The organism is Pseudomonas mendocina, assembly GCF_003008615.1.
Classification (GTDB): Bacteria; Pseudomonadota; Gammaproteobacteria; order Pseudomonadales; family Pseudomonadaceae; genus Aquipseudomonas; species Aquipseudomonas mendocina_C.
The window spans coordinates 3,698,337-3,721,795 of sequence record NZ_CP027657.1; the positions used below are offsets into that span (position 1 = coordinate 3,698,337).

Consider the following 23,459-nt stretch of genomic DNA (forward strand, 5'->3'; position numbering starts at 1 on the left):
CATGCCGACCCTCGCCATCGCCCGCCCAAGCGCGGTGCCGCTACAACCTGCCGATTTGCCACGGCTGCCGCCATGCGTGGTTTCCCGTCCTGCATTGCTGCAGCGTCTGCTCGCCAGCGAAGCGCGCCTGCTCCTGCTGTGTGCGCCTGCCGGTACCGGCAAGAGCGTGCTGCTCGGCCAGTGCGCACGCCACACGCCGACGGCCGTCGAACGGGTATGGCTCGACCTCGGTGGCCGTAGCCTGACGCCGGCACAGCTGTGCAAGCGACTGGCCGCCGCCCTGCAGGTGCCAATGGAGGAGGCCAGCGAAGCAGCATTGCTCGATCTGCTGCACGCGCGTGCGGGACGCCTGTGGGTGTTCATCGACGATTACCCGCGTCAGGCCGACGATGCGCTCGATACCTGCCTCGACCGGCTGTTCGCTGCGGCGCCACAGCAGGTCACCTGGTGGGTCGCCAGCCGCCGTGCACCGGCCTGGAACCTGCCACGGTTGTTGCTGCAGGGCGATCTGCTGGAACTCAAGGGGGAGGAGCTGGCGCTGGACGACACGGCGCTGAGCGAGTTGCTGGTGGCGCTGCAAGTGAGCCTTGCCGAGGACTGTCGGCAGACGCTGCTGCAACGCAGCGAAGGCTGGCTGGCGGCGATCCGACTTTTGCTGCTCGATGCCGACGAGGATGCGCTGCGTCAGCGTCTGCAGGATGGCTGCCCGGTGCTGCGCGATTACGTACAGCGCGAGGTGCTGCTCGATCTGGACGAGGAGCTGCGCGGCGATCTGCATGCCTTGGCCTTGCTGCCGCGTTTTTCCCTGTCGCTCTGCGAGCACCTGCTCGAAGGCCGCGGCAGTGAGCTGCTGGCCGAACTGCAGCGGCGCCAGCTGTTCGTGCGCAGCCTCGACAGCAGCGGCACCTGGTTTCGCCTGTGGCGGCCGCTGGCCGAAGTGTTGCGGCGCTTGCCAGGCGCTCCGCTGCCAGCCTCGATTCATATACGCGCCTGCCAGTGGTTCGCTCAGCACGGCGATATTCGCGAAGCCGTCGAACATGCCTTGCAGGCTGGGCAGGTCGAGGTCGCAGTCAACTATCTGCAGCGCTTCAGTCAGGAGCAGTTGCTGCAGGGGCATTCGGTGGCGCAACTGCTGCAGTGGCGCGAAGAGTTGCCGGATTGGCTGTTTGCCAGTTCGCCACGGCTGATCGTGTTGCAGGCCTGGGCGCTGATCATCTGCGCCCGTTTCGACGAAGCCAGCGCCTGCATCAAGGGGCTGGCGCATTTCATGCCGCAACCCGATGAACGCCGCCAGCGCAAACTGGTCGCTCATTGGCAGGCGTTGATGGGGGTACTGGCCCGGCAATGCGGACGGCGCGATGCGCGGATGCACTGTCAGGAAGCCCTGCAGATGCTGGACGAGGGCAGTTGGTCGCAGCGCGTGCTCTGCTACCAGGCGCTGGCCCAGCAGCACATGGCCGAGCATGCCCTGGAGCAGGCCAAACAGGCGCTGGATCAGGGCCTGCGCCTGGCACGGCTGCACGGCAGCCTGATCTTCGAAGCGCTGCTCAATACCGATCACTGTCTGCTGTTGCAGATGCGTGGCGAGGCCGGACGCGCGGCCGAGTTGGCCGAGCAGTCCCTGGCGCTGCTGCGCGAGCGCTTCAGTCACAGCCCGGTGGTCGCCCGCCTGCTGCTGGTACGGGCCAGCCTGCTGGCGCGTCAGGGCCTGGATGAAGCGGCGCAGCAGGCATATCGCCTGGGGCTGCAGGAAGCCGAGCATTGCGAGGATGCCTACATCATCTCTGGCTATCTCGGCCTGCTGGAGCTGGCGGAGAGCCGTGGCGATCTCGACGAGGCGCATCAGTGGTTGCAGCAGGCCGAGCGGGTGATGCAGTGGTCGCACGTGCCGGAAGTGCGTTATCGCTGTGTGCTGCAGTTGCAGGCAGGGCGGCTGTTGCTGCGTCAGGGCCAGACCGGGCGCGCGCGTGAGTTGTTCGCCCAGACGCTGCAGCAGTTGCAGCAACGCCAGCAGTTGGCGCCGTCGGAGTTCTATGACCTGCTGCCGCGCCTGCGTCGCTATCTGGCGATCAGCGATCTGTTGCTCGGCCACCACACTGCCGCCGAGCATGCATTGCGCCTGTTGCTGGATGAGTGCCAGCTTGCCGGGCACCGTAGCCTGGCCTGCGAATGTCGGGTCAGCCTGGCCGAGGCGCTGCTCGTGCAAGGTCAGCAGGAGCAGGCCGACAGCCTGTTGCAGCAGGCGCTTGGCGAGGCGCGGCAGTTGCGCCTGCTACGGCCGTTACAGGAGCTGCAACAGCGTCAGGCGCAGTGGCTGGAGTGCCTGTTGCCGAGTGAGGCAGGACAGAGCCTGCATCAGCGCTTGTTCGAGCCGGCGCCTGCGCTGGGGGAGCCAGCCAGTGCCGGTACCGCCTTGCTCAGCTCGCGCGAGCTGGCGGTGTTGCAACTGATCGCGCAGGGTTATTCCAACCAGGAAATCGCCGACCGCCTGTTCATCTCGCTGCACACGGTCAAGACCCATGCGCGGCGCATCAACGTCAAGTTGGGGGTGCAGAGGCGCACTCAAGCGGTAGCCATGGCCAAGGCGCAGGGGTTGATGGGGGATTGAGCGGGTTATGTCCGTATCGGGCGCGGCATCCTTTTGCAGGCAGAACCGTGCGGATGGGCAGGGCTGGTGGGCTGAAGCCCACCCTACGGGAGGGTGGGCTGTCGAGAGCGGTGCAGGTCAGCCGAGGAAGTAGAACGCGCCGCTGATGACGATGCCCGAGTACAGCAGCATGATCAGGCAGTAGCCCATGATGTCGCGGGCACCGAGGCCGACGATGCCCAGCAGCGGCAACGCCCAGAACGGCTGGATCATGTTGGTCCAGGCGTCACCCCAGGCAATCGCCATGGCGGTGACAGTGGTCGACACGCCCAGCGCTTCGGCAGCCGGCAGCATGATCGGCCCCTGCACGGCCCACTGGCCGCCACCCGACGGTACGAACACGTTGACCACGCCCGCGCTGAGGAAGGCCAGCAGCGGGAAGGTGTCGGCCGACGACCAGGAAATGAATGCTTCGGTGATCTGCCGGCCGAGAGAAATACCGTCGGCATTGGCGCCCATCATCATGCCCATGATCCCGGCGTAGAAGGGGAACAGCAGAACGATGCCGCCGATACCGCGCACGCTTTCGTCCACTGCGCGCATGTAGCGCTCCGGGGTGCCGTGCATCAGCAGGCCGCTGAACAGGAAGATGGCGATCACCACATCCAGGCCAAGCACGAAGCCCTTGCTGGCGAAGTGGTTGAACAGATAGATGCCGGCCATGGCTACCAGGGCCAGGCCGAGGATGCGGCTGTCGTCCAGGCGTTGTGCCGGGGTTTCACGGGCCGGCAGTTCGGCGCGCGCTTCTACCAGCTTGGCCGGGTCGGCGACCTTGGCGCCCTGGCGTGGGTGCATGGCGCGGTTGAGCAAGGGCAGACCGATCACCAGCAGCGCGACGATGGTCAGGTTCAGGGTGCTGAACAGGGTTTCACTGATGCCCACCGGGTCGCTCAGCACGCCGGCGGTCATGCGCGCCAGATCCGGGCCGCCGGTAGCCATCGACAGCGGAATCGACCCGGCCAGGCCGCCATGCCAGACCAGGAAGCCGGAATAGGCCGAGGCCACCAACAGTGGGTAATCCACGCCCTCGACCTGGCGCGCCAGGGCGCGGGCGAACACGGCGCCAATGACCAGGCCGAAGCCCCAGTTGACCCAGCAGCCGACCAGTGCCACCAGGGTCACCATGATGATCGCCTGACCCGGCGTGCGGGCCATACCGGCCAGGCGGTCGAGTTTACGGTTGATGATCGGCGCACTGGCCAGGGCGTGGCCGGTGACGAAGATCAGCGACATTTGCATGGCGAAGCCGAGCAGCGTCCAGAAGCCGCTGCTCCAGTGTTGCACCATGGCGGGTAGCGATTGGCCGGTGGAGAAGATACCGGCCAGGAGAACTCCCAAGGTCAGGAGTGCAGAGAACACGAAGGGCGAGGGCAGGTACTTCTGTACCAGGCTCACGCTCATGCGGGTGAGGGTATTGAACATGGGTGACGCCTCTTTCTTATGCTTGTGTAAGGGCTTTGATCAGGCATTCGAGGTTGGTTATGCCTGGGAGTTGCAGGTGATATGACAAAGCCCGGCCGAGGCCGAGCTGGTGGTTATGTTGATCCGTAGGGCGGGTGTAACCCGCCGGCTCCTGTGGTGGCGGGTTGCACCCGCCCTACGTTTCCTCGCTGCTTACTCGCGTTCGATGGCCAGCGCGACGCCCTGGCCGCCGCCGATGCACAGCGTGGCCAGGCCTTTCTTGGCATCACGACGAATCATCTCGTGCAGCAGGCTGACCAGCACGCGGCAGCCCGAGGCACCGATGGGGTGGCCGAGGGCGATGGCGCCGCCGTTGACGTTGACCTTGTCGGCGTCCCAGCCCAGTTCCTGGCCGACCGACAGCGCCTGGGCGGCGAAGGCTTCGTTGGCTTCGATCAGATCCAGATCGGCCAGGCTCCAGCTGGCTTTCTCCAGACAGCGGCGGGTGGCCGAGACCGGGCCGATGCCCATGATCGCCGGGTCGACGCCAGCGTTGGCGTAAGCGGCGATCTTCGCCAGCACCGGCAGGCCCAATGCCTTGGCCTTGGCCGCGCTCATCAGCAGTACGGCAGCGGCGCCGTCGTTGAGGCTGGAGGCGTTGCCGGCGGTGACGCTGCCGTCCTTCTTGAACGCCGGCTTGAGTTTGGCCAGCGACTCGGCAGTGGTGCCGGCGCGTGGTTGCTCGTCACGGGCGAAGGCGACGGGATCGCCCTTGCGCTGCGGGATCATCACCGGGGTGATTTCGGCGTCAAAGCGACCGGATTCGATGGCGGCTACGGCCTTCTGTTGCGAGGCTGCGGCGAAGGCGTCCTGGGCTTCGCGGGAAATCCCATACTTCTCCACTAGGTTCTCGGCGGTGATGCCCATGTGGTAGTCGTTGAAGGCGTCCCACAGGCCGTCGACGATCATGCTGTCGAGCATCTGCGCATGGCCCATGCGCAAGCCGGTCCGGGCTTTCGGCAGCACGTAGGGCGACAGGCTCATGTTCTCCATGCCGCCAGCGATGATCACCTCGGCATCGCCGCAGCGGATGGCCTGGGCAGCCAGGTGCAGGGCTTTCAGGCCCGAGCCGCAGACCTTGTTCAGGGTCATGGCCGGCACGACATGGGGCAGGCCGGCGCGGATCACGGCCTGGCGCGCGGGGTTCTGGCCACTGCCTGCGGTAAGCACCTGGCCGAGGATCACTTCATCGACCAGGGCGCCGTCGATACCGGTCTGTTCCAGCAGGCGCTTGATGACGATGGCGCCGAGTTCCGGCGCGGGGATGTCGGCCAGGCTGCCCTGGAAGCTGCCGATGGCGGTGCGGGTGGCGGCTACGATGACGACGTCTTGCATGGGAAATCCTCTTGGCTGATGGGCCGCGTATTGTGGGAGGGGCTTTAGCCGCGACGAGAAAGGCTCGCCGCTAAAGCGCCTCCTACAATGCAGAAAAACGCTCTGTAGACGCCATGCGTGGTGGCGCCTACAGAACGGTAGACAACCTAGAACTGCATCTCGGGGACATGCTCGGGGACGATCAGCTTGCCGGCCGTCCTGGCGACGATTTCCTCGACGCTCACGCCCGGCGCGCGTTCGCGCAGGATGAAGGCGTTGTTCTCGATCTCCAGATAGGCCAGGTCGGTCAGCACCTTGCGGATGCAGCCACAGCCGGTCAGCGGCAGGCTGCAGTGCTCCAGCAGCTTCGACTCGCCGTCCTTGGAGGCGTGGGTCATGGTGACGATGATGTTGTCGGCGCCGGCCACCAGATCCATGGCGCCGCCCATGCCCTTGACCAGCTTGCCGGGAATCATCCACGAGGCGATGTTGCCGCGTACGTCCACCTCGAAGGCGCCGAGCACGGTCAGGTCGACGTGGCCGCCACGGATCATGGCGAACGATTGCGCCGAGTCGAAGATCGCCGCGCCCTTGATCGCGGTGACGGTCTGTTTGCCGGCGTTGATCATGTCGGCATCGACTTCCTCTTCGGTGGGGAAGGCGCCCATGCCGAGCAGGCCGTTCTCCGATTGCAGCATCACCTGCATGCCTTCGGGTACGTAGTTGGCCACCAGGGTCGGGATGCCGATGCCGAGGTTGACGTAGAAGCCGTCCTGCAGCTCGCGGGCTACGCGCTGGGCCATTTGTTCACGGGTCAGTGCCATGCTCTTGTCCTCAACTGCGCAGGGTGCGTTTTTCGATGCGTTTCTCGAAGCTGCCGCAGATCAGCCGGTCGACGTAGATGCCGGGGGTGTGAATCCGCGTTGGGTCGAGTTCACCGGGCTCGACGATCTCCTCGACCTCGACCACGGTGATGCGTCCGGCGGTGGCGACCACCGGGTTGAAGTTCTGCGCGGTGTGGCGGTAGACCACGTTGCCGAAGTGGTCGGCCTTCCAGCCTTTGACGATGGCGAAGTCGCCGGTGATGGCCGGTTCGAGGATGTAGTGGCGGCCATTGATCTCGCGCGCTTCCTTGCCTTCGGCGACCGGGGTGCCGTAGCCGGTGGCGGTGAAGAAGGCGGGGATGCCGGCGCCGCCAGCGCGCAGCTTCTCGGCCAGGGTGCCTTGCGGGGTGAGTTCGACTTCCAGTTCGCCGGAGAGCAGTTGCTGTTCGAACAGGGCGTTCTCACCGACATAGGAGGCGATCATCTTGCGAATCTGCCGGTCTTCCAGCAGCACGCCGAGGCCGAAGCCGTCGACGCCGCAGTTGTTGGACACCACGGTCAGGTCGCGAACGCCACGGCGGCGGATCTCATTGATCAGGTTCTCGGGGATGCCGCACAGGCCGAAACCACCGGCCAGCACCGTCATGCCGTCCTGCAGGCCGTCCAGGGCTTCTGCATAGCTGCCGACGCGTTTGTCGAGTCCGCTCATTCGAGGCTGCCTCTCTTGTCGTTATGGGGCAGGTGCACTGCCGGGGTGAGTGCAAGCTTCAGCGCTGTGGGTTTATTTGTTAAGTTTGTTTTTCCTCTTGATTGATCTGGAAAACAAATCAATGACCGTCAAGCAGCTACGTGCCTTCCTCGCCGTGGCGCAGAGCCTGAGCTTCGCCCAGGCCTGCGAGCGCCTGCACCTGTCGCAGCCGGCGCTGAGCCTGGCGGTCAAGAACCTGGAGCAATCGCTCGGTGGTCAGTTGCTGGTGCGCACCACCCGCAGCGTGGCGCTGACGCCGGAGGGCGAGACGCTGTTGCCCATCGCCGTGCGCCTGCTGGCGGACTGGGACAATGCCGAGGATCTGTTGCACCAGCACTTCACCCTGCAGATGGGCAAGGTGGCGGTGGCGGCCATGCCGTCGTTCGCCGGCAACCGTCTGCCGGCAGCGCTGCGTGCCTTCCGCGACGCTTACCCACGGGTCAACGTGACGGTGCATGACGTGATCAACGAGCAGGTGATGGACATGGTGCGCGATGGCCGCGTCGAACTCGGTATCGCCTTCGAGCCGTCCACCCTCGACGGCCTGCAGTTCACCCCGCTGTACGACGACCGCTTCGTCGCCGTAGTGCCCGCTGGCAGCGAGTTGGCCGGGCAGTCCGCGCTGACCTGGGCGCAGTTGCTGGAGCAGCCCTTCATCACTCTGCAACGACCCTCGGCAGTGCGCCTGCTGCTGGAAGACAGCGTGATTGCCCGCCACGGCAAGCTGCCGGTGGCGTTCGAAAGTCATCAGTTGGTGACGGTCGGACGCATGGTCGCCGAAGGTCTCGGTGTCAGCGCCGTGCCGCAGCTGTGTCGACAGCAGATGGAAGAACTGGGGGCGCGCTGCCTGCCGCTGAGCGAGCCGCAGGTATCGCGCCGGGTGGGGCTGCTGCACCAGGCTGGGCATCAGCTGTCCAGCGCGGCGCAGGCGTTGAGTGAAACCCTGCTGCACCAGGCCCGCTAGCGATAGGGGCTCTGGCGTGACAGGTCGATCAGTTGGCCGGGAAGATCTCGCGCAGTGTCGAGCGGTAGAAATCGAAGGCGTCTACCGCGCCCTGGATGGCTTCATCGCGCTGGGTGTCGCTCAGCTCCAGGCCGTCGAGCAGGGCGACGAACTGGCGCCAGTGCATGGCACGGCCGTCCGGGTGCGGCGCCAGGTGGCGAGCGCCTTTTTCGCTATCGAGGCCGATCTTCTGCGTTTGCTTGAACAGGAAGGCGGCACCGAGGTTCGAGCCTTCCGCGCAATACAGCCAGCCCACGGCGGCGTAGGTGCTGGCAGGACGAATCGGTTGCGGCTCAGCCGGTACTGGCAGACCAAGATCGGTGAGGTCGGCGCATACCGCATCGAAGCGCGGCAGCTCCTGCAGGCCAGGCAGCAACCGATTCAGTTCTTCGTCCGCGTACAACCAGTTGATTGCACCGTGGAAGCGGTGTTGCAGGTTCAGGAAATAGGCATAGCGCTCATGGCTTTCAAAGGGGCGCGAGCTCATTACCAGGTTGTCGACAGTGTCGTGGTCGCGGGTAGTCCCGGATTTCAGGCGTTTGCTCAGGGGCAGTTCGGGGATGCTTTGGACGATGGCATTCATCTTGGGTGTACCGGGGGTGAAAAATGACCGGTCGATGATGGGTTCCGCAGCAGTTAGGAACAATTCTCAGATCATTAAGAATACTTAAGGCTTTGGCTGGGCCTGGGCTCTTGTCGGCCCGACTCGGCGGCGCTCCGCTTTCGGCTTCGATCCCGGCAGAATTTCGCGGCTGAAGCCGCTCCTACAAGGGAGGCGTTGGTGCGTGTAGGAGCGGCTTCAGCCGCGAAGGGGGCGGCGCGGTGGTTGCGCTCAGAACGCCAATTCGCGAATCAGTACCGCCATGCTCCAGCGCCAGGCTTGCAGCAGCGGGCTGCGTGATTCGGCCGTGATGCTGGCGCTGCCACGCAGGGTTTCTGCCTGTACCGCGCCGCCATCCTGCGGGCGCAACAAAACGCGATACAGCGCCTGTTCAGGCACTGGCACACGCTGCTCGTCGAACTGGCTGGCGATGCTGCCCTGGTACACCGAGGCCAGCTCAGGCGCGGAGGTCAGCTTGCGCACGGCGGTCTGGCCGATATCTTCGATGACCAGTTGCCGACGCGGTCGCCACGGGTCTTCTGGCAGGAACCAGGCCTCGGCGCCGATCTGCAGGCGCTCGCGGTCGCTCTCACTGACGAAGGCCTCGATACGTTCACTGTCGCCGCCTGCCAGCGTGCCCAGCCATTCGCCGGCCGGCAGCCATTCGCCCACCTCCAGCGGCTCGGCGCTGTCTACCAGCATGCCGTCGAAGGGCGCGCGTACCTGCAACTGGTCGAGGCGCTGGTGCAGCGCAGCGCGGCGTTCCAGGGCCACGCTCAGTTCCTCGCGGGCCACGGTCTGACGTGCGGACTCTTCGGCAGCGCGTAGCTGGAAGCTGCTCTGCCGGCGCAGCAGCTCGATTTCCCGTTCCAGGCTGGCCAGCTCATGCTCCAGATCGGGTGCCTGCAGGCGGAATAGTGTCTGGCCGGCGCTGATCGGCTGGCCGGGTTCGACCTCGATGGCCTGCAGGCGCGCGCCCAGCGGGGCAAGCAGGATCGCCTGTCGCTCGGCGCGCAGCAACGCCGGCGCTTCGACATGGCTGCGCCAGGGCAGGGCGGCAAGTAGCAGCGAGGCCAGCAGCACGCTGCCGCTGATCAGGGTGTTGCGGTTCATGCGGTAGTCCTTGCGGCGTTGCTGCCAGTGGCGCAGTTCATTGAAGATCGGGCGCAGGATGAAGTGGACGATCTCCACGGCGAACAGCAGCAGGCCCAGCAGTTTGAAGGCGAAGTGGTAGACCAGCACGGCGATGCCGAGAAACAGGAAGAAGCGATACACCCAGGTGGCGAAGGCGTAGCCCAGCAGCACGCGGTGCAGCCAGGGCTCGAAGTGCTCCGGTGGCGTGTCACCGAAGCCGAACAGGGATTCGCGCAGGCGCCAGCGTGCCAGTTCGAAAGCACGTTCCTGCAGGTTGGGCACGTCGATCAGGTCGGAGAACAGGAAGTAGCCGTCGAAGCGCATCAGCGGGTTGAGGTTCACCGCCAGGGTGAGAATCCAGGTGGTGCTGGCCAGCATGAAGGCGGCGCTGCGCAGCATGCCGTCAGGCAGGAAGCTCCACGCCAGCGTGGCCCAGGCCGCCAGGCACAGCTCCACACCCATGCCGGCGGCGCCGATGGCCAGGCGCTGACGCCGTTTGGTCAGGCGCCAGGCGCCGCTGGCATCGGTGTAAAGCACTGGCCACAGCACCAGAAAGGCTACGCCCATGGTTGGCACGCGGCAGCCGTAGCGTTTGCAGGTGTAAGCGTGGCCGAACTCGTGCAGCACCTTGGTCAGGCTCAGGGTGATGGCGGCCAGCGCCGCGCCTTCCAGACTGAAGAAGTGCAGGAAGGTGTGCACGAAGCTGTCCCACTGGCGCGCCGCCAGGTACAGGCCGAGCAGCGCGGCCACCGCTGTGGTGATGGCGAAGCCACGGCTGAACAGCGGCGCCACGCGTGGGTAGGTGCGCGTGAGAAAGGCGTCCGGGCGTAGCAGCGGAATGCGGATCGACAGGTAGTTGCTCAGCAGCCAGGAGGCCCAGCTGCCGCCCTTGCCGGCGCTGGCGCGGCGGCGCAGGTCGGCGATGGCCTGTTCCCCCTCGACCTCCACCAGTTGCACGTTGCGCAGAAATTGCACGAAGCCTTCGACGTCGTCCCTGGCCAGGGCCAGGGTGGTCTCTCGGCTGACGGCTATGGCCACCGCGTCGGCGTTGCCCAATTCCCAGCGCGCAAGGATTTCCGCCTCGGCCCAGCCGATCCGGTAGAAGCGACCTCGGGCGTGGTCTTCCAGCGTCCAGCTTGGCGAGCCATCGCGTGAGCGTGGGCCTGGGTGCAGGCGCAGGGTACGGCGCAACGCCGGCAGTGGTTGCCGCTGGGGCTGGCCGGGGAGGGCGGCGGCGAGGGTCATTGGCAGCGCTGCCCGGAAGCGGTGTGGTGCGCATGGCGCACCCTACGGGGAGCGGCGAGCATCGGGTAGGGTGCGCCGTGCGCACCGCTGGTGATGAATGGCATCGGCTACCAGCCCAGATAAACGCGCAGTGCAGCCAGCGGCCGGCGCATCACGTAGTTGAACAGCAGGGTGCGCTGGCCGTAGAGCTTGGCGGTGCCCTTGAGGCCGACGCGCACACGTGGATCGGCCTCGTCGAAAGCAGCGTCCAGGCGGTAGGCCATGCTGCCGTCGGCGGCCGGGGTGGCGCGGTAGCCGTGGCGTTGCAGGGTGGCTTGCAGCGGGCTGCCGGGCTGGCTGTTGAGAAACAGGCGGGTCTCGGCGCCGGGTTGCAGAGCGATGGCATCGCCGACCGGCAGGTGGATTTCCAGGCGCGCGTCGTGTGGGTCGGCTACCTGCATGATGCGTTCGCCCATCGACACCGGGCGGCCGATCCAGTCGCTGGGGTCGTCGAAGATCGCCACGCCGTCGCGCGGTGCCAGGATCAGCGAACGTTCCAGATTGTTCTGCAGGTAGTCGACATCGGCGCGGGCCTGGTCGCGGCGAGTGATCAGCTCAGCCAGGCCAGCCTTGGCACGCTCGTCGAACAGCGCCTGCTGGCGGGTCTGGCGCAGTTGCGCATCGGCAGCGGCCAAACCCTGACGGGCCGACTCCAGGCGGTTTTCCAGCTCGCGTTTGTCCAGTTGCACCAGCGGGTCGCCGGCTTTCACCGGCTGGTTGGGCTGCACCAGCATGCCTTCGACCACGGCCTGTAGCGGCGCGCGCAATACGGCCGGTTCACGCGGGACGATTTCCGCTGGTGCCAGCACGGTTTGCCGCACAGGTAGCAGGGCGAGGGCGACCAGAGCCGCCACGGCGAACAGCACCACGCGGCGTGGGCGTTTGCGCAGCCAACTGACGCTGCTGCTGCGCTTGCTCCCGCCCAGGCCGGCCCAGGCGTGGGCATAGGCATCCTGCAGCAGTTCCAGCAGGGCGCGTTCGGGGCGCGTCAGCGCTTGTTCACGGCTGAGCAGCAGGCAGCCGAGCAGCTCGCCGCCACGGCGCCTCAGTGGCACCCAGAGCAGATGTTCGGCGAGGTATTCGTGCCATTCGTGGCGGCTTTGCTCGGGGCTATCCGCCGCGCTCAGTTCATGCAGCTCGGCAGCCCAGGGTTGGGCTTTCCAGCCCTGGCACAGGCGAGCGAGAAACAGCATGAAGGGCGCGTTGGCTTCCACCTGGGCCAGGCCCGAGCAGGCGGTGATCCGCCCCTCGTCGGCGTGCCACAGCAGCGCCTCGCGGTAGTCGAGCAACTGGCGGCTGTCGTTGACCATGAGAAAGCTTAAGCCCAGCAGATCCTCCTCGGCGCGGGCACGACGTTCCAGTTGCAGCAGCAGCGCCAGGCGTTCGGCACGCTTGTCGCGCAGGGGCGTCACGTTGGCATTCACGAACCGGCTCCGGGTGCCTGCAGCAGGGCCACGCCGCTCATTCCCGGCAGCAGGCCGGCGGTGTCGCCAGTGATGCGGGCGAACACCTTGAGCGACTGGCTGAGCGGGTCGATGGCCGCGCCCAGGCGTTCGATCTGTGCGGGGTAGTCCTGGCTGGTTTCATCCAGACGTACCTTGAAGTCGACACCGGGCTTGAGCCAGGCCATCCAGGCCGACGGTACGATCAGCTCCAGCTGGTAGGCGCTGTCGTCGTAGATGGCCAGCAGCTCGGTGCCTTCGGCAACGTGCTGGTAACGCTGAGCCATGCGCTGCGAAACGCGCCCGGCAAAGGGCGCATCGAGGTTGCAGCGCTTGAGCATGGCGCGGCCGACACCGCTTTCCGCCTGGGCTACGGCCAGGTCGGCCTGGGCCTGGGCGACTTCGGCCTGGCTGATGGATTCCAGCGCGTCGAGGCGTTTGGCCACGTCGAGCTTCTTCTGCGCACCGCGTTGGGCGGCTTCGCTGCGGGTCAGCTGGGCGCGCTGTACCGAGCAGTCGAAGCCGGCCAGGCGCTGGCCTTCCTTGAACGAATCGCCTTCCTTGACCGTCAGCTCGGTGAGCTTGCCGGCCAGCTCGCTGGACAGCACGGTCTGGCGCACCGGGCTGAGCTGCACGCGCAGCTCGCCGGTTTCTTCGGCATGGGCCATGTTCGCGGCGGTGGCGATCAGGATCGCCAGCACCGATGGCCAATAGCGGGGCAAACGCATGGCAGGGGTAGGCGTGAATAGGCGGCGCTGCGCTGTGGCTTCAGCCGCGAAAAAAATCGCGTGGAGACTGCCATTTTCGCGGATGAATCCGCTCCTACAAAAAACTTTCATGCGATTGCCCTGGTTTGGCTTAACGGTCACGAACGCTCTCCACGGGCACCAGCTCGGCGCCGCGCAGCGAGCCGAGGCTTTCCCACATGTCCAGGCGCAGTACCTTGCGCTGCGGTTCGGTCGCGGCGATCAGCGGTGCAGCGGGGGCTGTCGGCGCGGCGCTGACCACCAGGGGAGCGGACGTGCCATAAGGGACTTGCTGGGCGGCGGCGATGCCGGCCGGTACGGTGCCCTGGCCCTGATCCAGGCGCTGGGCGTTGCCGACGATGGCGCGGGTCAGCTCAGCGACGCTGCTGCCGGCGATTTTCTCTGGCAGCGGATCGAGGCCGGCAGCCTGGTAGACGGCGCCGTGAGCGACCTGCAGTTCGGCGAAGGCGCGGTCGCGGGTGCGCGTGGCCAGTACCGTCTCGGTTGCCGTGCGTACGCGCTCCAGGCGGCTCTGCGCCTGGCTGGAGTAGGCGCTCTCGCTCTGCCGGAAGATGCCGCGCTGTACCTGTTGCAGCTCGTTGGATCGGGCGAACACCTGGCTGGAGCGCTCGAACTCGCGCCAGGCGACGTTGACCTGGGTGAGCACGGCCATGCGCATGGCCTGGCGGCGCAACTCGGCAACCTGCAGGCGCGCTTCACCGGATCGCTTCACAGCCGGGTAGGCCAGCACGTTGAACAGGTTCCAGCTGACTTGCAGGCCGGCGTCGGCCCAGTTGTCGTTGACCAGGTAGCTGTTGCTGTCGTAGTTGGCGCCGACGAACAGGTTGGCGCCCGGCAGCAGCTTGAGCATCGCGGCGCGGGTTTCCAGCACGGCGTTGCGCGCCTGGTAGCTCTCGCTGCGGATTTCCGGGCGCTGGGTCATGGAGGTGACCTCCAGATCGGCCAGGTTGTAGGTCAGTTGCGGCTGGGCGTAGCTGGCGTCGTTCGGCAGAACCAGGCTGAATTCGGTGGCCGGCGGCAGGTTCATCAGGCTGGCCAGGCGCGCCTTGGATACGGCCAGTTCGCCCTCGACCACTTCCAGCTGGCGAATCATCTCCAGCAGGCTCTTCTGATAGCGCAGCGACTCCAGTGGCGCGACCAGGCGCTGACGCTCGGTCTGGCGGGCCTGTTCCAGAGCGCCGCGGGCGTCACTCAGGGCGCGCACCACTTCCGGTTGCAGGCGCTCGGCGCTGGCGGCCTGCCAATAGGCTTCACGTACCTGCTGGACGATATCGGCGACCACCTTGCGCCGCGCTTCCTCGGCGGCCAGTACCTTGTTGGCCTGGGCCTTGGCACTGAAGTAGCTGACGCCGAAGTCGAGCACGTTCCACGACAGGCGCAGGCTGGCGTCGCGGCTGGAGCGGTCGCTGCTGGTCGATGGTTCCAGCGATTCGCGGCCGGTGGTGACCGATTCGCTGGACGAACCGGAGACGTTGTCACGGCCTTTCCAGCCGGCGTTGGCCGCCAGTTGCGGAAGCAGGTTGAGGTTGCTGACGCTCAGGGTGTTGTCTTCCAGGGCTCGCTGCATCAGGCCCAGGCGCTGTTGCAGGTTGTACTTCACGGCGCGCGCCATGGCTTCTTCCAGGCCGATGGCACGGGTCACCGGTTCCTGGGCATCGAACATGGTGCGGCGATCGCTCTGGGCTTCGGCCAGTTGTTGCTCGGGGGTGAGCGCCTCGGGCGTCACGGCGCAGGCGGAAAGACCCAGCACGGCACAGGCGATGGCCAGATGCAGGGTGGGGCGATTGAAGGTTGGGCGGTTCATCGTGCGTAGATCCTTGGCAGTGTTCAGGCAGTGTGTCGAAGGGTGGCAGCGACTGGCTCCCCAGCCAGGTCGCTCAATTGGTCGAGCAGGTCGAGGGCATCACTGAGCAGGGCGCTGGACGTGTCCTGGCGCAGGCGTTCGGGCAGCGACTCGGCTTGCGCCGCCGCTTCTGCTGGCGTCTCGCGTTCAGCGTTGGCTGGAGCCTGTGCCGCACGCACTTCCATTGGCGTGCGTTGCTCCTTGCCTTCGCCATCGCGGCTGATCAGGGTCAGGCGCAGCACGCCGTCACGTTGCAGGCGTTCGCGGTCGATGCGCAGTTCGCCGGTACGCGCATCGAAGCTCGCCCAGCTCGGTAACGGCAGGCCGTTGGCCAGGGTGACGCGCTGAACCGTGCCGCCCTCGGGCAGCTCGACGGGCAACTGCAGGCTGATGCTGCGGCCGTCACCCAGAGTCAGGTCGACGTTGCTGCGCAGGGTGGTGCCATCGAAGCTGAAGCTGCCGCGTGTGTTCTGCTGGCCGCTGTCGGTGAGCACGCCGTCGGCACTGGCCAGTTGTTCGCTGAGTGAGCCGCGGCCGTCTGCCAGGCCACTGCCGCTGCCACGCAACAGGCCTTGCGAGGTCGGCGCCGGTTGCGCCGCAGCGGTGGCCTCTACTGGGTTCTCGCCCGGGGCGTCGCTCGACTGGAACAGCGGCGCGTTCAGCGCAGGCCCGCCGAAGGTGTTCGTGGGCGAGTTGCCAGGCAGTTGCTGGAAGCCAGTGCTCAGCTCCGGCAGCACGGTTTCGCTGGCTGTCGGCTCGGCGTTGGCGACACGCAGTGCCAGGGTGAGCGTGGCGCTACCACCATGGGCATCGCTGGCCTTGAGGGTGATGCTGTAGCTGCCCGTGGTCTCCGGCGCGGTACCTGACAGGGTCCGGGTGTCGGCGTCGAAGCTGAGCCACTCCGGCAGGTCAACGATTTCCCAGCTCAGCTCGCTGTCGTTGGCGTCGCTGAACAGGTTGTCCGGCAGGGTGACTGCATAGGCCTGGCCCGGCGTCGCGTTACCCAGCGAGAACTGTTCGTTGGCCACCGGCTCGGAGTTGACCACGTCGAGGGTCAGCTCGATCTCGCCTTCACCGCCCCAGCCATCGCTGACCTTGAGGGTCAGGTCGTGGCTGCCCATCGCCTGCACGATTCCGGACAGGGTACGGGTGAGCGGGTCGAAGCTCAGCCCACTGGGCAGTCCATCGATCGTCCAGGTCAGGGTGTCGCCATCGGTGTCGCTGAACAGATTGGCAGGCAGCTGGATGCTGTAGTGCTGCCCGGCCTTGGCATCGACCAGAACGAAGTCGCCAGGGTTGGCCTGCGGGTCTGTGTTGCTCGCCAGGGTGACCTTGGCGCTGATGCCGGGCTCGGCTTCGAGGTTGTCGCTGTTGTGGATTTCGCCCAGGGTGACGGTCACCTCGCCGCTGTCGGCGCTGCTGTCCATCACGCGATAGGCGATGCCATCGATCAGGGTGCCGACTTCGGCGCTGCTCTGGCCGGTGAACGTGATGGACAGGGTGGTGGTATCGCCGCTTACGGTCACTTCGTAGAGATAGCCGTTGCCGACGCCGTCGCCTGTGGTGAGGGCAATCTGCGTTCCCCCGATGACCAGAGCCTGGTTGCCGCCAGTGCGATCCACGCTGATGACCAGGCGCTCGATTTCACTGCTATCGAGCCCGGCCGAGACGCTCACGTCACTGAACAGGTCGACATCGCCAGGCAGGCTGCCGTCGCTGCCGATGCGGATCGTGCTATCGCTGCCCGTGGCGCTGGCAGTTGGCGGGATGGGCTCGGCGCCTGCCTCGGAGCGCAGGGTGATGGTGGCCTGTTCGGAGAAGGTGCTGCGTGTGCTGTAGTCATCCTCGATGATCTGCAGGCCGATGGTGCGGGTGCCCTCGGGGGCCGTGCTGTCGCTGGCGAAGGACAGGCTGTCGATCAGGGCCTGAGCCTGCTTTGGCGTGCCGGAGGCCTCGGGCAGGAAAAGGTCGAGGATCAGATCGTCACCATCGGCGTACAGATTGTAGGCCTGGCCCGATGGCAGGGTCTGGACGCCTTTGCCGGCGAGGGTGCTCAGGTCGCTGATCCGTTCGTCACCGATGCCCAGAATGTCGCCGGCGGCAATCCCGCTCAGAACAACCTGCACCTTCCAGATGCCCTGGCCGGTTTCTACCGTGTCGATCTGGGTGTTCTCGAACAGCCTGACCGGCGCGTCACCGGCAGTGAAGATCGGGTTTAGAGGCGAGGTGCTGACCACGGCGGGATCGTTGATGCCTTCCAGGATCACTCCGGCATCGAACTGCGCCTGGTTGTTCTCGCCATCGTCGAAAACGATCCTGAATGTCGCGTTCTTGCCGGCTTGTTCCGGGTCGTTGCTGCTGGAGGCATAGGCCACCTGACGCAGGACGAGTTGGGCGTCGGCCTGGCTGACACCGGCGAGGAAGGTGATGGTCAGCGTGCCATTGGCCTCGACGAATGTTGCAATCGCGCTAGCGCCTTTCCAGATCGTGCCGTCGTCCTTCAGCTCCAGTCCGTTGCCGGCGAGGAAGGTGAAGGCATCGCCGTCCTGGGCGCCGCCGCTGCGCTCGATCACCAGGCTGGCGCCCTGGTAGTTGCCTGCTGCGTCGAGCTGCGGGTCGCTCAGGTTGCCGCCGGGAAGAATGGCGACGGCTTCGCCGCCTTCGGTGAAGGTGCGGGTGACGGGCTTCAGGTCGACGACCAGCACACCTTCGTTCCAGCCGGATTTAACGAAGATGCCGGTCAGATAGAGCTGCGTGCCATCGGAGCTGAACGTGGCGCGGCGCACCTCGTTGAAGGTGGTGCCTTGATAGTTGGCGTAGTCGCCGAAGCCTTCGACTTTCTGAACCAGACTGAGGGAACCGTCTTCAGCTCGGCTGTAGAGGAAGATTCCGTACTTGTTCCAGCTTGCGCTGAAGCCCAGGTCGCCGATCACCACCAGGCTCTTGCCATCTGGCGAAACGATCACGTCCTTGACGGTGATCTCGCTGTTCTCTCCCAACTCGAGGGCGGCCGTGGCGTTCAGGCTGCCATCGGCCGCGACATCGAGCACGTGCAACAGCGAGTTGTTGTCGATCACATAGAGCGTCTTGCCGTCGGCCGACAGGTTGAGCGCAGAGGCGTAGTGACCGAATTCGGCTGCATTGGCACCGGCGACCGCTTGCCTGAAGGTCAGCGAACCGTCGGCGGCGATGCTGAACACGCTGACCAGCGTGCTGCCGCCTGAGGTGGCGACGTACAGGGTCTTGCCATCGGGCGAGAGGCTGATGGCGTTGGCCCCGTCGAGTTGCATGCCGCTGTCGCCGGCATCTTCCAGCGTCTGCTCCAGGGTCAGGCTGGCGCCGCTGCGGGTGAATACCAACAGCTTGCTGTCGGCGGTCACATAGACCTTGTCGCCCTGGGCCACGACATCGCTGATCAGGCCGATGTCGGCGCCGAAGGTGCCGAGTTGCTGCAGGTCGCTGGCGTTGAACAGGGCGATGCCGTCGGCACCGGTCAGATAGAGGGTGTTGCCGTCATCCGACGCATGCAACGTTGCCGCACCGCTCAACCCGGTGACTTCCTGGCTTTCGAGCAGTTGCAGCGAGCCATCCGCCGCGCGTTGGTAGACGAAGAGGGTGTTGATGGCGATATCCGAGCCGGTCTGGGTCTCTTCGTCATACACAAAGTCGGTTGTCGAACGCACCACGTAGACCTTGTCGCCGATGACCGTGATGCCCTGGATGCCTTGCAACTGGTTGTTGCCAGTGCCATCGAGCAGGGTGAGCAGGTCGGCATAGTCGAGTGCGCCAGTTTCTGCGCCCAGCGTGGGGAGCTGGCGCTGGTCACGTACGGTGACGCTGGCGCTGATGCCCGGTTCGATCTGGTCGCTGCTATCGCTCAGGCTGGCCAGGGTGATGGTGACGGTACCGGCGCTGGCAGTGTCGGCCAGCACCTTGTAGGCGATGCCGTCGATTAGCGTGGCGGCGGATTCTGGTGTGGCACCGCTGGTCGAGGAGTCGATGCGGATACGGATGCTGGTAACGCCATCATTCACTTCGACTGTGTACTGGTAACCATTGGTACTGGTGTGGCCGCTGCCGGCCTGCAGGGTGATGGTCTCGCCGTCGATGATCAGTGCCTGGTCGGCACCGCTGCGATCGACCGTGAGAAGCAGGTCGGTGAGTGGCTCTCCGTCTTCGCCGAGACTGATCGAGACCTGCTCGAACAGGTCGACCTGGCCCGGCAGGCTGCCACCACCGAGGGTGATCGAGGCAGCGTTGCCGCTGGCCGCCAGCACCGGTTCGGGTGCGCTCAGCAGCAGTACCAGAACAGTGTCGCTGCTCTTGCCGCCATCGCCGATGCTCAGCTTCAGGTCGACGCGTGTCGGTGCCTCGGCACTGTCGTTGCGGTAGGTGATCTGTTGCAGTACCTGGTTGGCCGTGGCCTTGTCGACCTCGGCGATGAAGCGGATGGTCAGCTTGCCGTCTGCGGAGGCGAACTCAGCGATGGCGGTCGCGCCTTGCATGATCTGGTTGCCGACCAGGCTCAGGCCGGCGCCGTCCTTGAAACCGAACAGGTCGTTCGCCGAGGCGCTGCCGTTGCGGCTGATGGTCAGTTCTGCGCCCTGGTAATCGTTCGCGGCGTCGAAGTCGGCATCGGAGAAGCTGACACCCTCGGCGAATGGCGTGCTCGGACGGCTGGCAACGTAATTGGCGTTGGGCAGGGCGGAGAGCACGGCCACGCCCGTGGTGAACTGGCTGCGCCCGGTGTAGATGTTCAGGCCATCGGGGGTAACGGCGATCTGGTTGCTGCGTGCGCCGACGTTGAGACTGCTGATGAAGGCCACGGCCCCCGTGATGCTGTCACGGCTGAGCACGGCCAACGGGCCGCCGTTGAAGCCGACATAGATGGCGGAGCCGTCGCTGGACATGGCGATCTCGCGGATTGCCAGGGAATTCACGTACGGGTAGAGCGCCAGGGTGCCGGCATAGGTCAGGCTGCCGTCTGCGCTGTCACGACTGAAGACCGTCAGGGTCGCCTGCTGTCCTGAACCGACATAGACGTACTTGCCGTCCGGAGAGATGACGATGTCCTGCAGCTCCAGCAGATAGCGATTGTCGCTGGGCTGGGTAGCGCTGTCGGTGTCGGCAGCGATCGTGCTGGCGTTGATGAATCCGGCGTAGGTCAGCGCGCCGCTCTGGGTGTCACGGGTGAATACCGTGAGCATGCTGTTGCTGCGATTGCTGACATAGACCGAGGTGCCGTCAGGGGACACGGCGATGCCGGTCGGTGCGTTCATGCCGAGTTCGGCCGAGCCGCCCTGGTAAGCGCCCAGGTAGCTGAGGGCGCCGGATTGCGGATCGATGGAGAACTGCGTCAGTACGGATTTCCCCGTCGCGCCATCGATGGTCGAAACGCCGTTGATGGTGTACAGCGACGTGCCGTCCGCCGAGATCACGATCTCGGATATCTGTGCGTCCAGGCCGGTGACGCCGGCGACGCCCTGGGTGGCGACGATGCCGGCGTAGCTGTACTGGCCGCTTGCGGCATCGTAGGTGAAGCGCACCAGCGAGTAGATGGCGGCATCGCCAGTATTCCCGGCGAGGTAGAGGTTGTTGCCGTGCATGGCCATGCTGGTGATGGCGTTGAGGCCGTTGACCTCGATGGCTTCGGTGGCCGGGTTGTCGCTGGCACCCTGGGTGAAGGTCTGCACCAGGGTCAGCTCGCCAGTGGCGGTATCGCGAGAATAGATCCGCAGGTAGCTGGTGCCACCAGTGTTGTCACCGGTGCTGCCGCTGATGATCAGCGTCTTGCCATCGGCGGACAACACCATGTCGGTGACGCGATCGGTGTAGCCGTTCAGCGTGCCGTCGGCGTAGTACAGGGTGCGATCAGGGTCGCTGACCTCGGCCTGCCATTGCGGCGCATTGTTGATGGCCAGGGTGATGCTGGCGCTGATACCGGGTTCGCCGGTGTCGTCGCCGCCGCCAGCGTTGCCGCCGTTGTCGCGAATGCTGGTCAGGGTGATGGTGCGGGTGCCGGTGGTGGCTTCGCGTGTGTCGTTGACGTAGGTGAGGCCGTTGACCAGGGCCTGTGCCGTGGCGGAGTTGATGCCGCTGCTGTCGATGACCAGCGTGGCGCTGTCACCGCTGCGCGTGTAGGTATAGGTGTAGGCGCCTGCGTTGCCGCTGGCGGACTGCGACAGGTCGATGTGCGTGCCGGCAACGATGATGAATTCGTTGGCGACACCGTTCAGCCCATCGAGGTTGAGAGTCAGCTGGATGATCGACTGGCCGACCTCGCCGGTGCTGACGGTCGTGTCCCTGAACAGCGCAACGAGAGTACCGCTGGTGTCGTAGGCCGCCCCTGTGACCGGTGTGGTGGTCAGTTGCGGAGCGGTATTGCGGGTCAGTAACACCTCAAGATCGATCACCTGACTGTCGGCCTGGCCATCGTTGGCGCGCAGCTGCAGAGTTACCACGCTGCCATTGGCATCCGTGCCTGCGTTGCTGTAGGTCAGCTGGCGCAGCACGGCGTTGGCATCGGCGCGGCTGGTGCCGGCGAGGAAAGTGATGGTCAGTGTGCCGCCGCTTTGGGTGAAGGTGGCGATGGCTTCCCCGGCCTTGAACAGCGTGCCATTTTCCAGGATCAGGTCGTTGCCATCGGCAAAGCCGAATACGTCATTGGCGGAGGCGCCGCCTGCGCGCTCGATGACCAGTTGGCCGCCGCTGTAGTCACCGGAGCCGCCGGCCAGGCGGTCGAAGTTGGCGTCGCTGAGGGTCAGGCCGCTGGCCAGGGTGATCGCTTCGCCACGGATCAGCGTCTGGATCGAGGAGAAGCGGCTCAGGCCATTGCCGGAAACCACGATGGACTGGCCGTCAGCGGATACGGCGATCTCCTGGCCATTGGTCGCGCTGGTCAGCGTGCCCATGTCGGTCAGGCTGCCATTGGCCGCAACGCTGTAGATATGCACGGTTCCGTTGGTGGCCGTGACATACAGGCGGTTACCTTCGGTATTGAGCGACAGGCTGCCGGTCTGGATGCCGCTGATCACATTGGTCTGGGTGAGCCTGTTGTCGGTGCCCAGTTGGTAGAGAGTGAGCCCGCTGCTGGTGGCCACATACAGGTAGCGGCCATCTTCGGAGGCCACTAGGTCGGTGCCGACGGCGCTGATGTTGATGCTGTCGACCAAGGTCAGGGCGCCTGTGCCCGAGGCGCTGCGCAGATAGACCGACAGGCTGGGCGGCGTCACGATGCCGGCCCCAGCGTAGGTCACGTAGACGTAGTCGCCGGAGGTGGTGACCATGCCGCTGCGGCCGTCGGGGCGGTGGATCAGTGTCAGGGCTCCGGTGCTGGTATCGCGGTCGTACACGTACAGGCCGTTGTACTGGCTGCCGACGAACAACTGCTTGCCGTCATCGGAGATGGCGATGCCGCCGGTCACGCTGGAGCCCACCGCGATGCTGGCGCCGTAGCTCAGCGTGCCATCGGCGTTGACGTTGAGCAGTACCAGGTTGCCACTGCCTGAGGCGGTGTAGATCGACTTGCCATCGGCGCTCACGACCAGGTGCTTGACCGTGCCCAGATCCTGAACACCGGTCAGTGTCTGCTTCAATACCAGGCTACCGGTATCGCCGACTTCGAACACGCTGATGCTGCTGTTCGAGCCGGCTGCGTAGACGTACTTGCCATCGGCCGAATAGGCCACTTCGGTGGAACCGGCCAGTACGCCGGTATTCAGCGCTTCGGCTTCCTTGAGCACGTCGCCGGAAATCACCGGTGGTACGTTGACCTGGCTGTCGACCTCGACCGTGGCCTTGATCGCGCTCAGATCAGTGCTCTGGCCGCCGTCGTCGCTCAGGCTCTGCAGGGTGACGGTAACGGTGCCGCTGGCGACGGACTTGTCGAGCGCCTGGTAGGCGATGGTGTCGATCAGGGTGCCGACGTCCTGCGGGTCTGGCGCGAACGAATTGAGCGATAGCGTGATGGTCGTGGTGCTGCCGGAAACGCTCACGCTGTAGACGTAGCCAGTGTCGCCTGCTCGCGTAGTACCGCTACCGGCCACCAGCTCGATGACCTTGCCGTCGATCACCAGCGCCTGATTGCTGCCGGTGCGATCGATGGTGATGACCAGGTCGGCCAGCTCGTCGAGGCCACTGGTTTCCTGAAAGACATTGACGTCCGCGAACAGATCGACCGCTGGGAAGCTGGTGGTGCTGTCGGTGATGGTGAGCGTGTTGTTGACCGGCGTCGCCTCGACGCCCGGCGCCTCGGCAGTCGCTGGCACCTCGGCCTGTGCCGCCACTTCCGCTGCGGTGGTAACGGCCGCGGCGTCGAGCAGTATGCGCGGCTCCAGGGCCAGGGCGCGGAAATAGCGTTGCGATGGCTTGCGTGTGGTCATGGCAGTCTTC

Annotated in this window: 12 protein-coding genes; 2 read left to right on the forward strand and 10 right to left on the reverse strand. The window is 65.6% G+C overall.

Annotated elements, in window-relative coordinates:
* The first annotated feature begins 1 nt into the window (after nucleotide 1).
* Nucleotides 2–2,608, forward strand: coding sequence for a LuxR C-terminal-related transcriptional regulator (locus C7A17_RS17345; RefSeq protein ID WP_106739186.1), 2,607 nt, complete (start codon nucleotides 2–4; stop codon nucleotides 2,606–2,608).
* A gap of 117 nt (nucleotides 2,609–2,725) precedes the next feature.
* Here the strand turns inward: C7A17_RS17345 and C7A17_RS17350 are convergent, their stop codons facing one another.
* The 4 genes from C7A17_RS17350 to C7A17_RS17365 all read right to left on the reverse strand — a co-directional run bounded on the left by C7A17_RS17350 (nucleotide 2,726) and on the right by C7A17_RS17365 (nucleotide 6,955).
* Nucleotides 2,726–4,069, reverse strand: coding sequence for a short-chain fatty acid transporter (locus C7A17_RS17350; RefSeq protein ID WP_106739187.1), 1,344 nt, complete (start codon nucleotides 4,067–4,069; stop codon nucleotides 2,726–2,728).
* 192 nt (nucleotides 4,070–4,261) lie between these two features.
* Nucleotides 4,262–5,443 carry an acetyl-CoA C-acetyltransferase gene (locus tag C7A17_RS17355; protein WP_106739188.1) on the reverse strand — a complete coding sequence of 394 codons (1,182 nt, stop codon included), beginning with the start codon at nucleotides 5,441–5,443 and terminating at the stop codon, nucleotides 4,262–4,264.
* Nucleotides 5,444–5,589: 146 nt separating this feature from the next.
* Entirely contained in the window at nucleotides 5,590–6,246 is a 657-nt protein-coding gene (locus tag C7A17_RS17360) for a CoA transferase subunit B (protein ID WP_106739189.1), read from the reverse strand.
* A 10-nt stretch (nucleotides 6,247–6,256) separates the two neighbouring features.
* A complete protein-coding gene (locus tag C7A17_RS17365) occupies nucleotides 6,257–6,955 on the reverse strand; it encodes a CoA transferase subunit A (RefSeq protein WP_106739190.1) in 699 nt (232 codons plus the stop codon).
* Nucleotides 6,956–7,076: 121 nt separating this feature from the next.
* On the opposite strand from C7A17_RS17365, the gene C7A17_RS17370 reads away from it, so the two are divergent.
* Nucleotides 7,077–7,958, forward strand: a complete 882-nt coding sequence (locus C7A17_RS17370) for a LysR family transcriptional regulator (protein WP_106739191.1) — start codon at nucleotides 7,077–7,079, stop codon at nucleotides 7,956–7,958.
* 28 nt (nucleotides 7,959–7,986) lie between these two features.
* Here the strand turns inward: C7A17_RS17370 and C7A17_RS17375 are convergent, their stop codons facing one another.
* From C7A17_RS17375 to C7A17_RS17400, 6 genes are all read right to left on the reverse strand, one after another.
* Nucleotides 7,987–8,580: a biliverdin-producing heme oxygenase gene (locus tag C7A17_RS17375; RefSeq protein WP_106739192.1), complete on the reverse strand. Its 594-nt coding sequence runs from the start codon at nucleotides 8,578–8,580 to the stop codon at nucleotides 7,987–7,989.
* A 249-nt stretch (nucleotides 8,581–8,829) separates the two neighbouring features.
* A complete protein-coding gene (locus tag C7A17_RS17380; protein ID WP_106739193.1) occupies nucleotides 8,830–10,977 on the reverse strand; it encodes an HlyD family efflux transporter periplasmic adaptor subunit in 2,148 nt (715 codons plus the stop codon).
* A 107-nt stretch (nucleotides 10,978–11,084) separates the two neighbouring features.
* Nucleotides 11,085–12,440, reverse strand: a complete 1,356-nt coding sequence (locus C7A17_RS17385) for an efflux RND transporter periplasmic adaptor subunit (RefSeq protein WP_199796335.1) — start codon at nucleotides 12,438–12,440, stop codon at nucleotides 11,085–11,087.
* Entirely contained in the window at nucleotides 12,437–13,186 is a 750-nt protein-coding gene (locus tag C7A17_RS17390; RefSeq protein ID WP_106739194.1) for an efflux RND transporter periplasmic adaptor subunit, read from the reverse strand. The genes C7A17_RS17385 and C7A17_RS17390 overlap by 4 nt, the downstream gene beginning before the upstream one ends.
* Nucleotides 13,187–13,316: 130 nt before the next feature.
* A complete protein-coding gene (locus tag C7A17_RS17395; RefSeq protein ID WP_106739195.1) occupies nucleotides 13,317–15,029 on the reverse strand; it encodes a TolC family protein in 1,713 nt (570 codons plus the stop codon).
* Nucleotides 15,030–15,052: 23 nt separating this feature from the next.
* Entirely contained in the window at nucleotides 15,053–23,449 is an 8,397-nt protein-coding gene (locus tag C7A17_RS17400; protein WP_106739196.1) for a beta-propeller fold lactonase family protein, read from the reverse strand.
* Between the last annotated feature and the right edge of the window lie 10 nt (nucleotides 23,450–23,459).

Coding starts and splice junctions, on each gene's coding strand:
- C7A17_RS17345 (WP_106739186.1), top strand. CDS start 2: ATGCCGACCCTCGCCATCGCCCGCCCAAGCGCGGTGCCGCTACAACCT.
- C7A17_RS17350 (WP_106739187.1), bottom strand. CDS start 4,069: ATGTTCAATACCCTCACCCGCATGAGCGTGAGCCTGGTACAGAAGTAC.
- C7A17_RS17355 (WP_106739188.1), bottom strand. CDS start 5,443: ATGCAAGACGTCGTCATCGTAGCCGCCACCCGCACCGCCATCGGCAGC.
- C7A17_RS17360 (WP_106739189.1), bottom strand. CDS start 6,246: ATGGCACTGACCCGTGAACAAATGGCCCAGCGCGTAGCCCGCGAGCTG.
- C7A17_RS17365 (WP_106739190.1), bottom strand. CDS start 6,955: ATGAGCGGACTCGACAAACGCGTCGGCAGCTATGCAGAAGCCCTGGAC.
- C7A17_RS17370 (WP_106739191.1), top strand. CDS start 7,077: ATGACCGTCAAGCAGCTACGTGCCTTCCTCGCCGTGGCGCAGAGCCTG.
- C7A17_RS17375 (WP_106739192.1), bottom strand. CDS start 8,580: ATGAATGCCATCGTCCAAAGCATCCCCGAACTGCCCCTGAGCAAACGC.
- C7A17_RS17380 (WP_106739193.1), bottom strand. CDS start 10,977: ATGACCCTCGCCGCCGCCCTCCCCGGCCAGCCCCAGCGGCAACCACTG.
- C7A17_RS17390 (WP_106739194.1), bottom strand. CDS start 13,186: ATGCGTTTGCCCCGCTATTGGCCATCGGTGCTGGCGATCCTGATCGCC.
- C7A17_RS17395 (WP_106739195.1), bottom strand. CDS start 15,029: ATGAACCGCCCAACCTTCAATCGCCCCACCCTGCATCTGGCCATCGCC.
- C7A17_RS17400 (WP_106739196.1), bottom strand. CDS start 23,449: ATGACCACACGCAAGCCATCGCAACGCTATTTCCGCGCCCTGGCCCTG.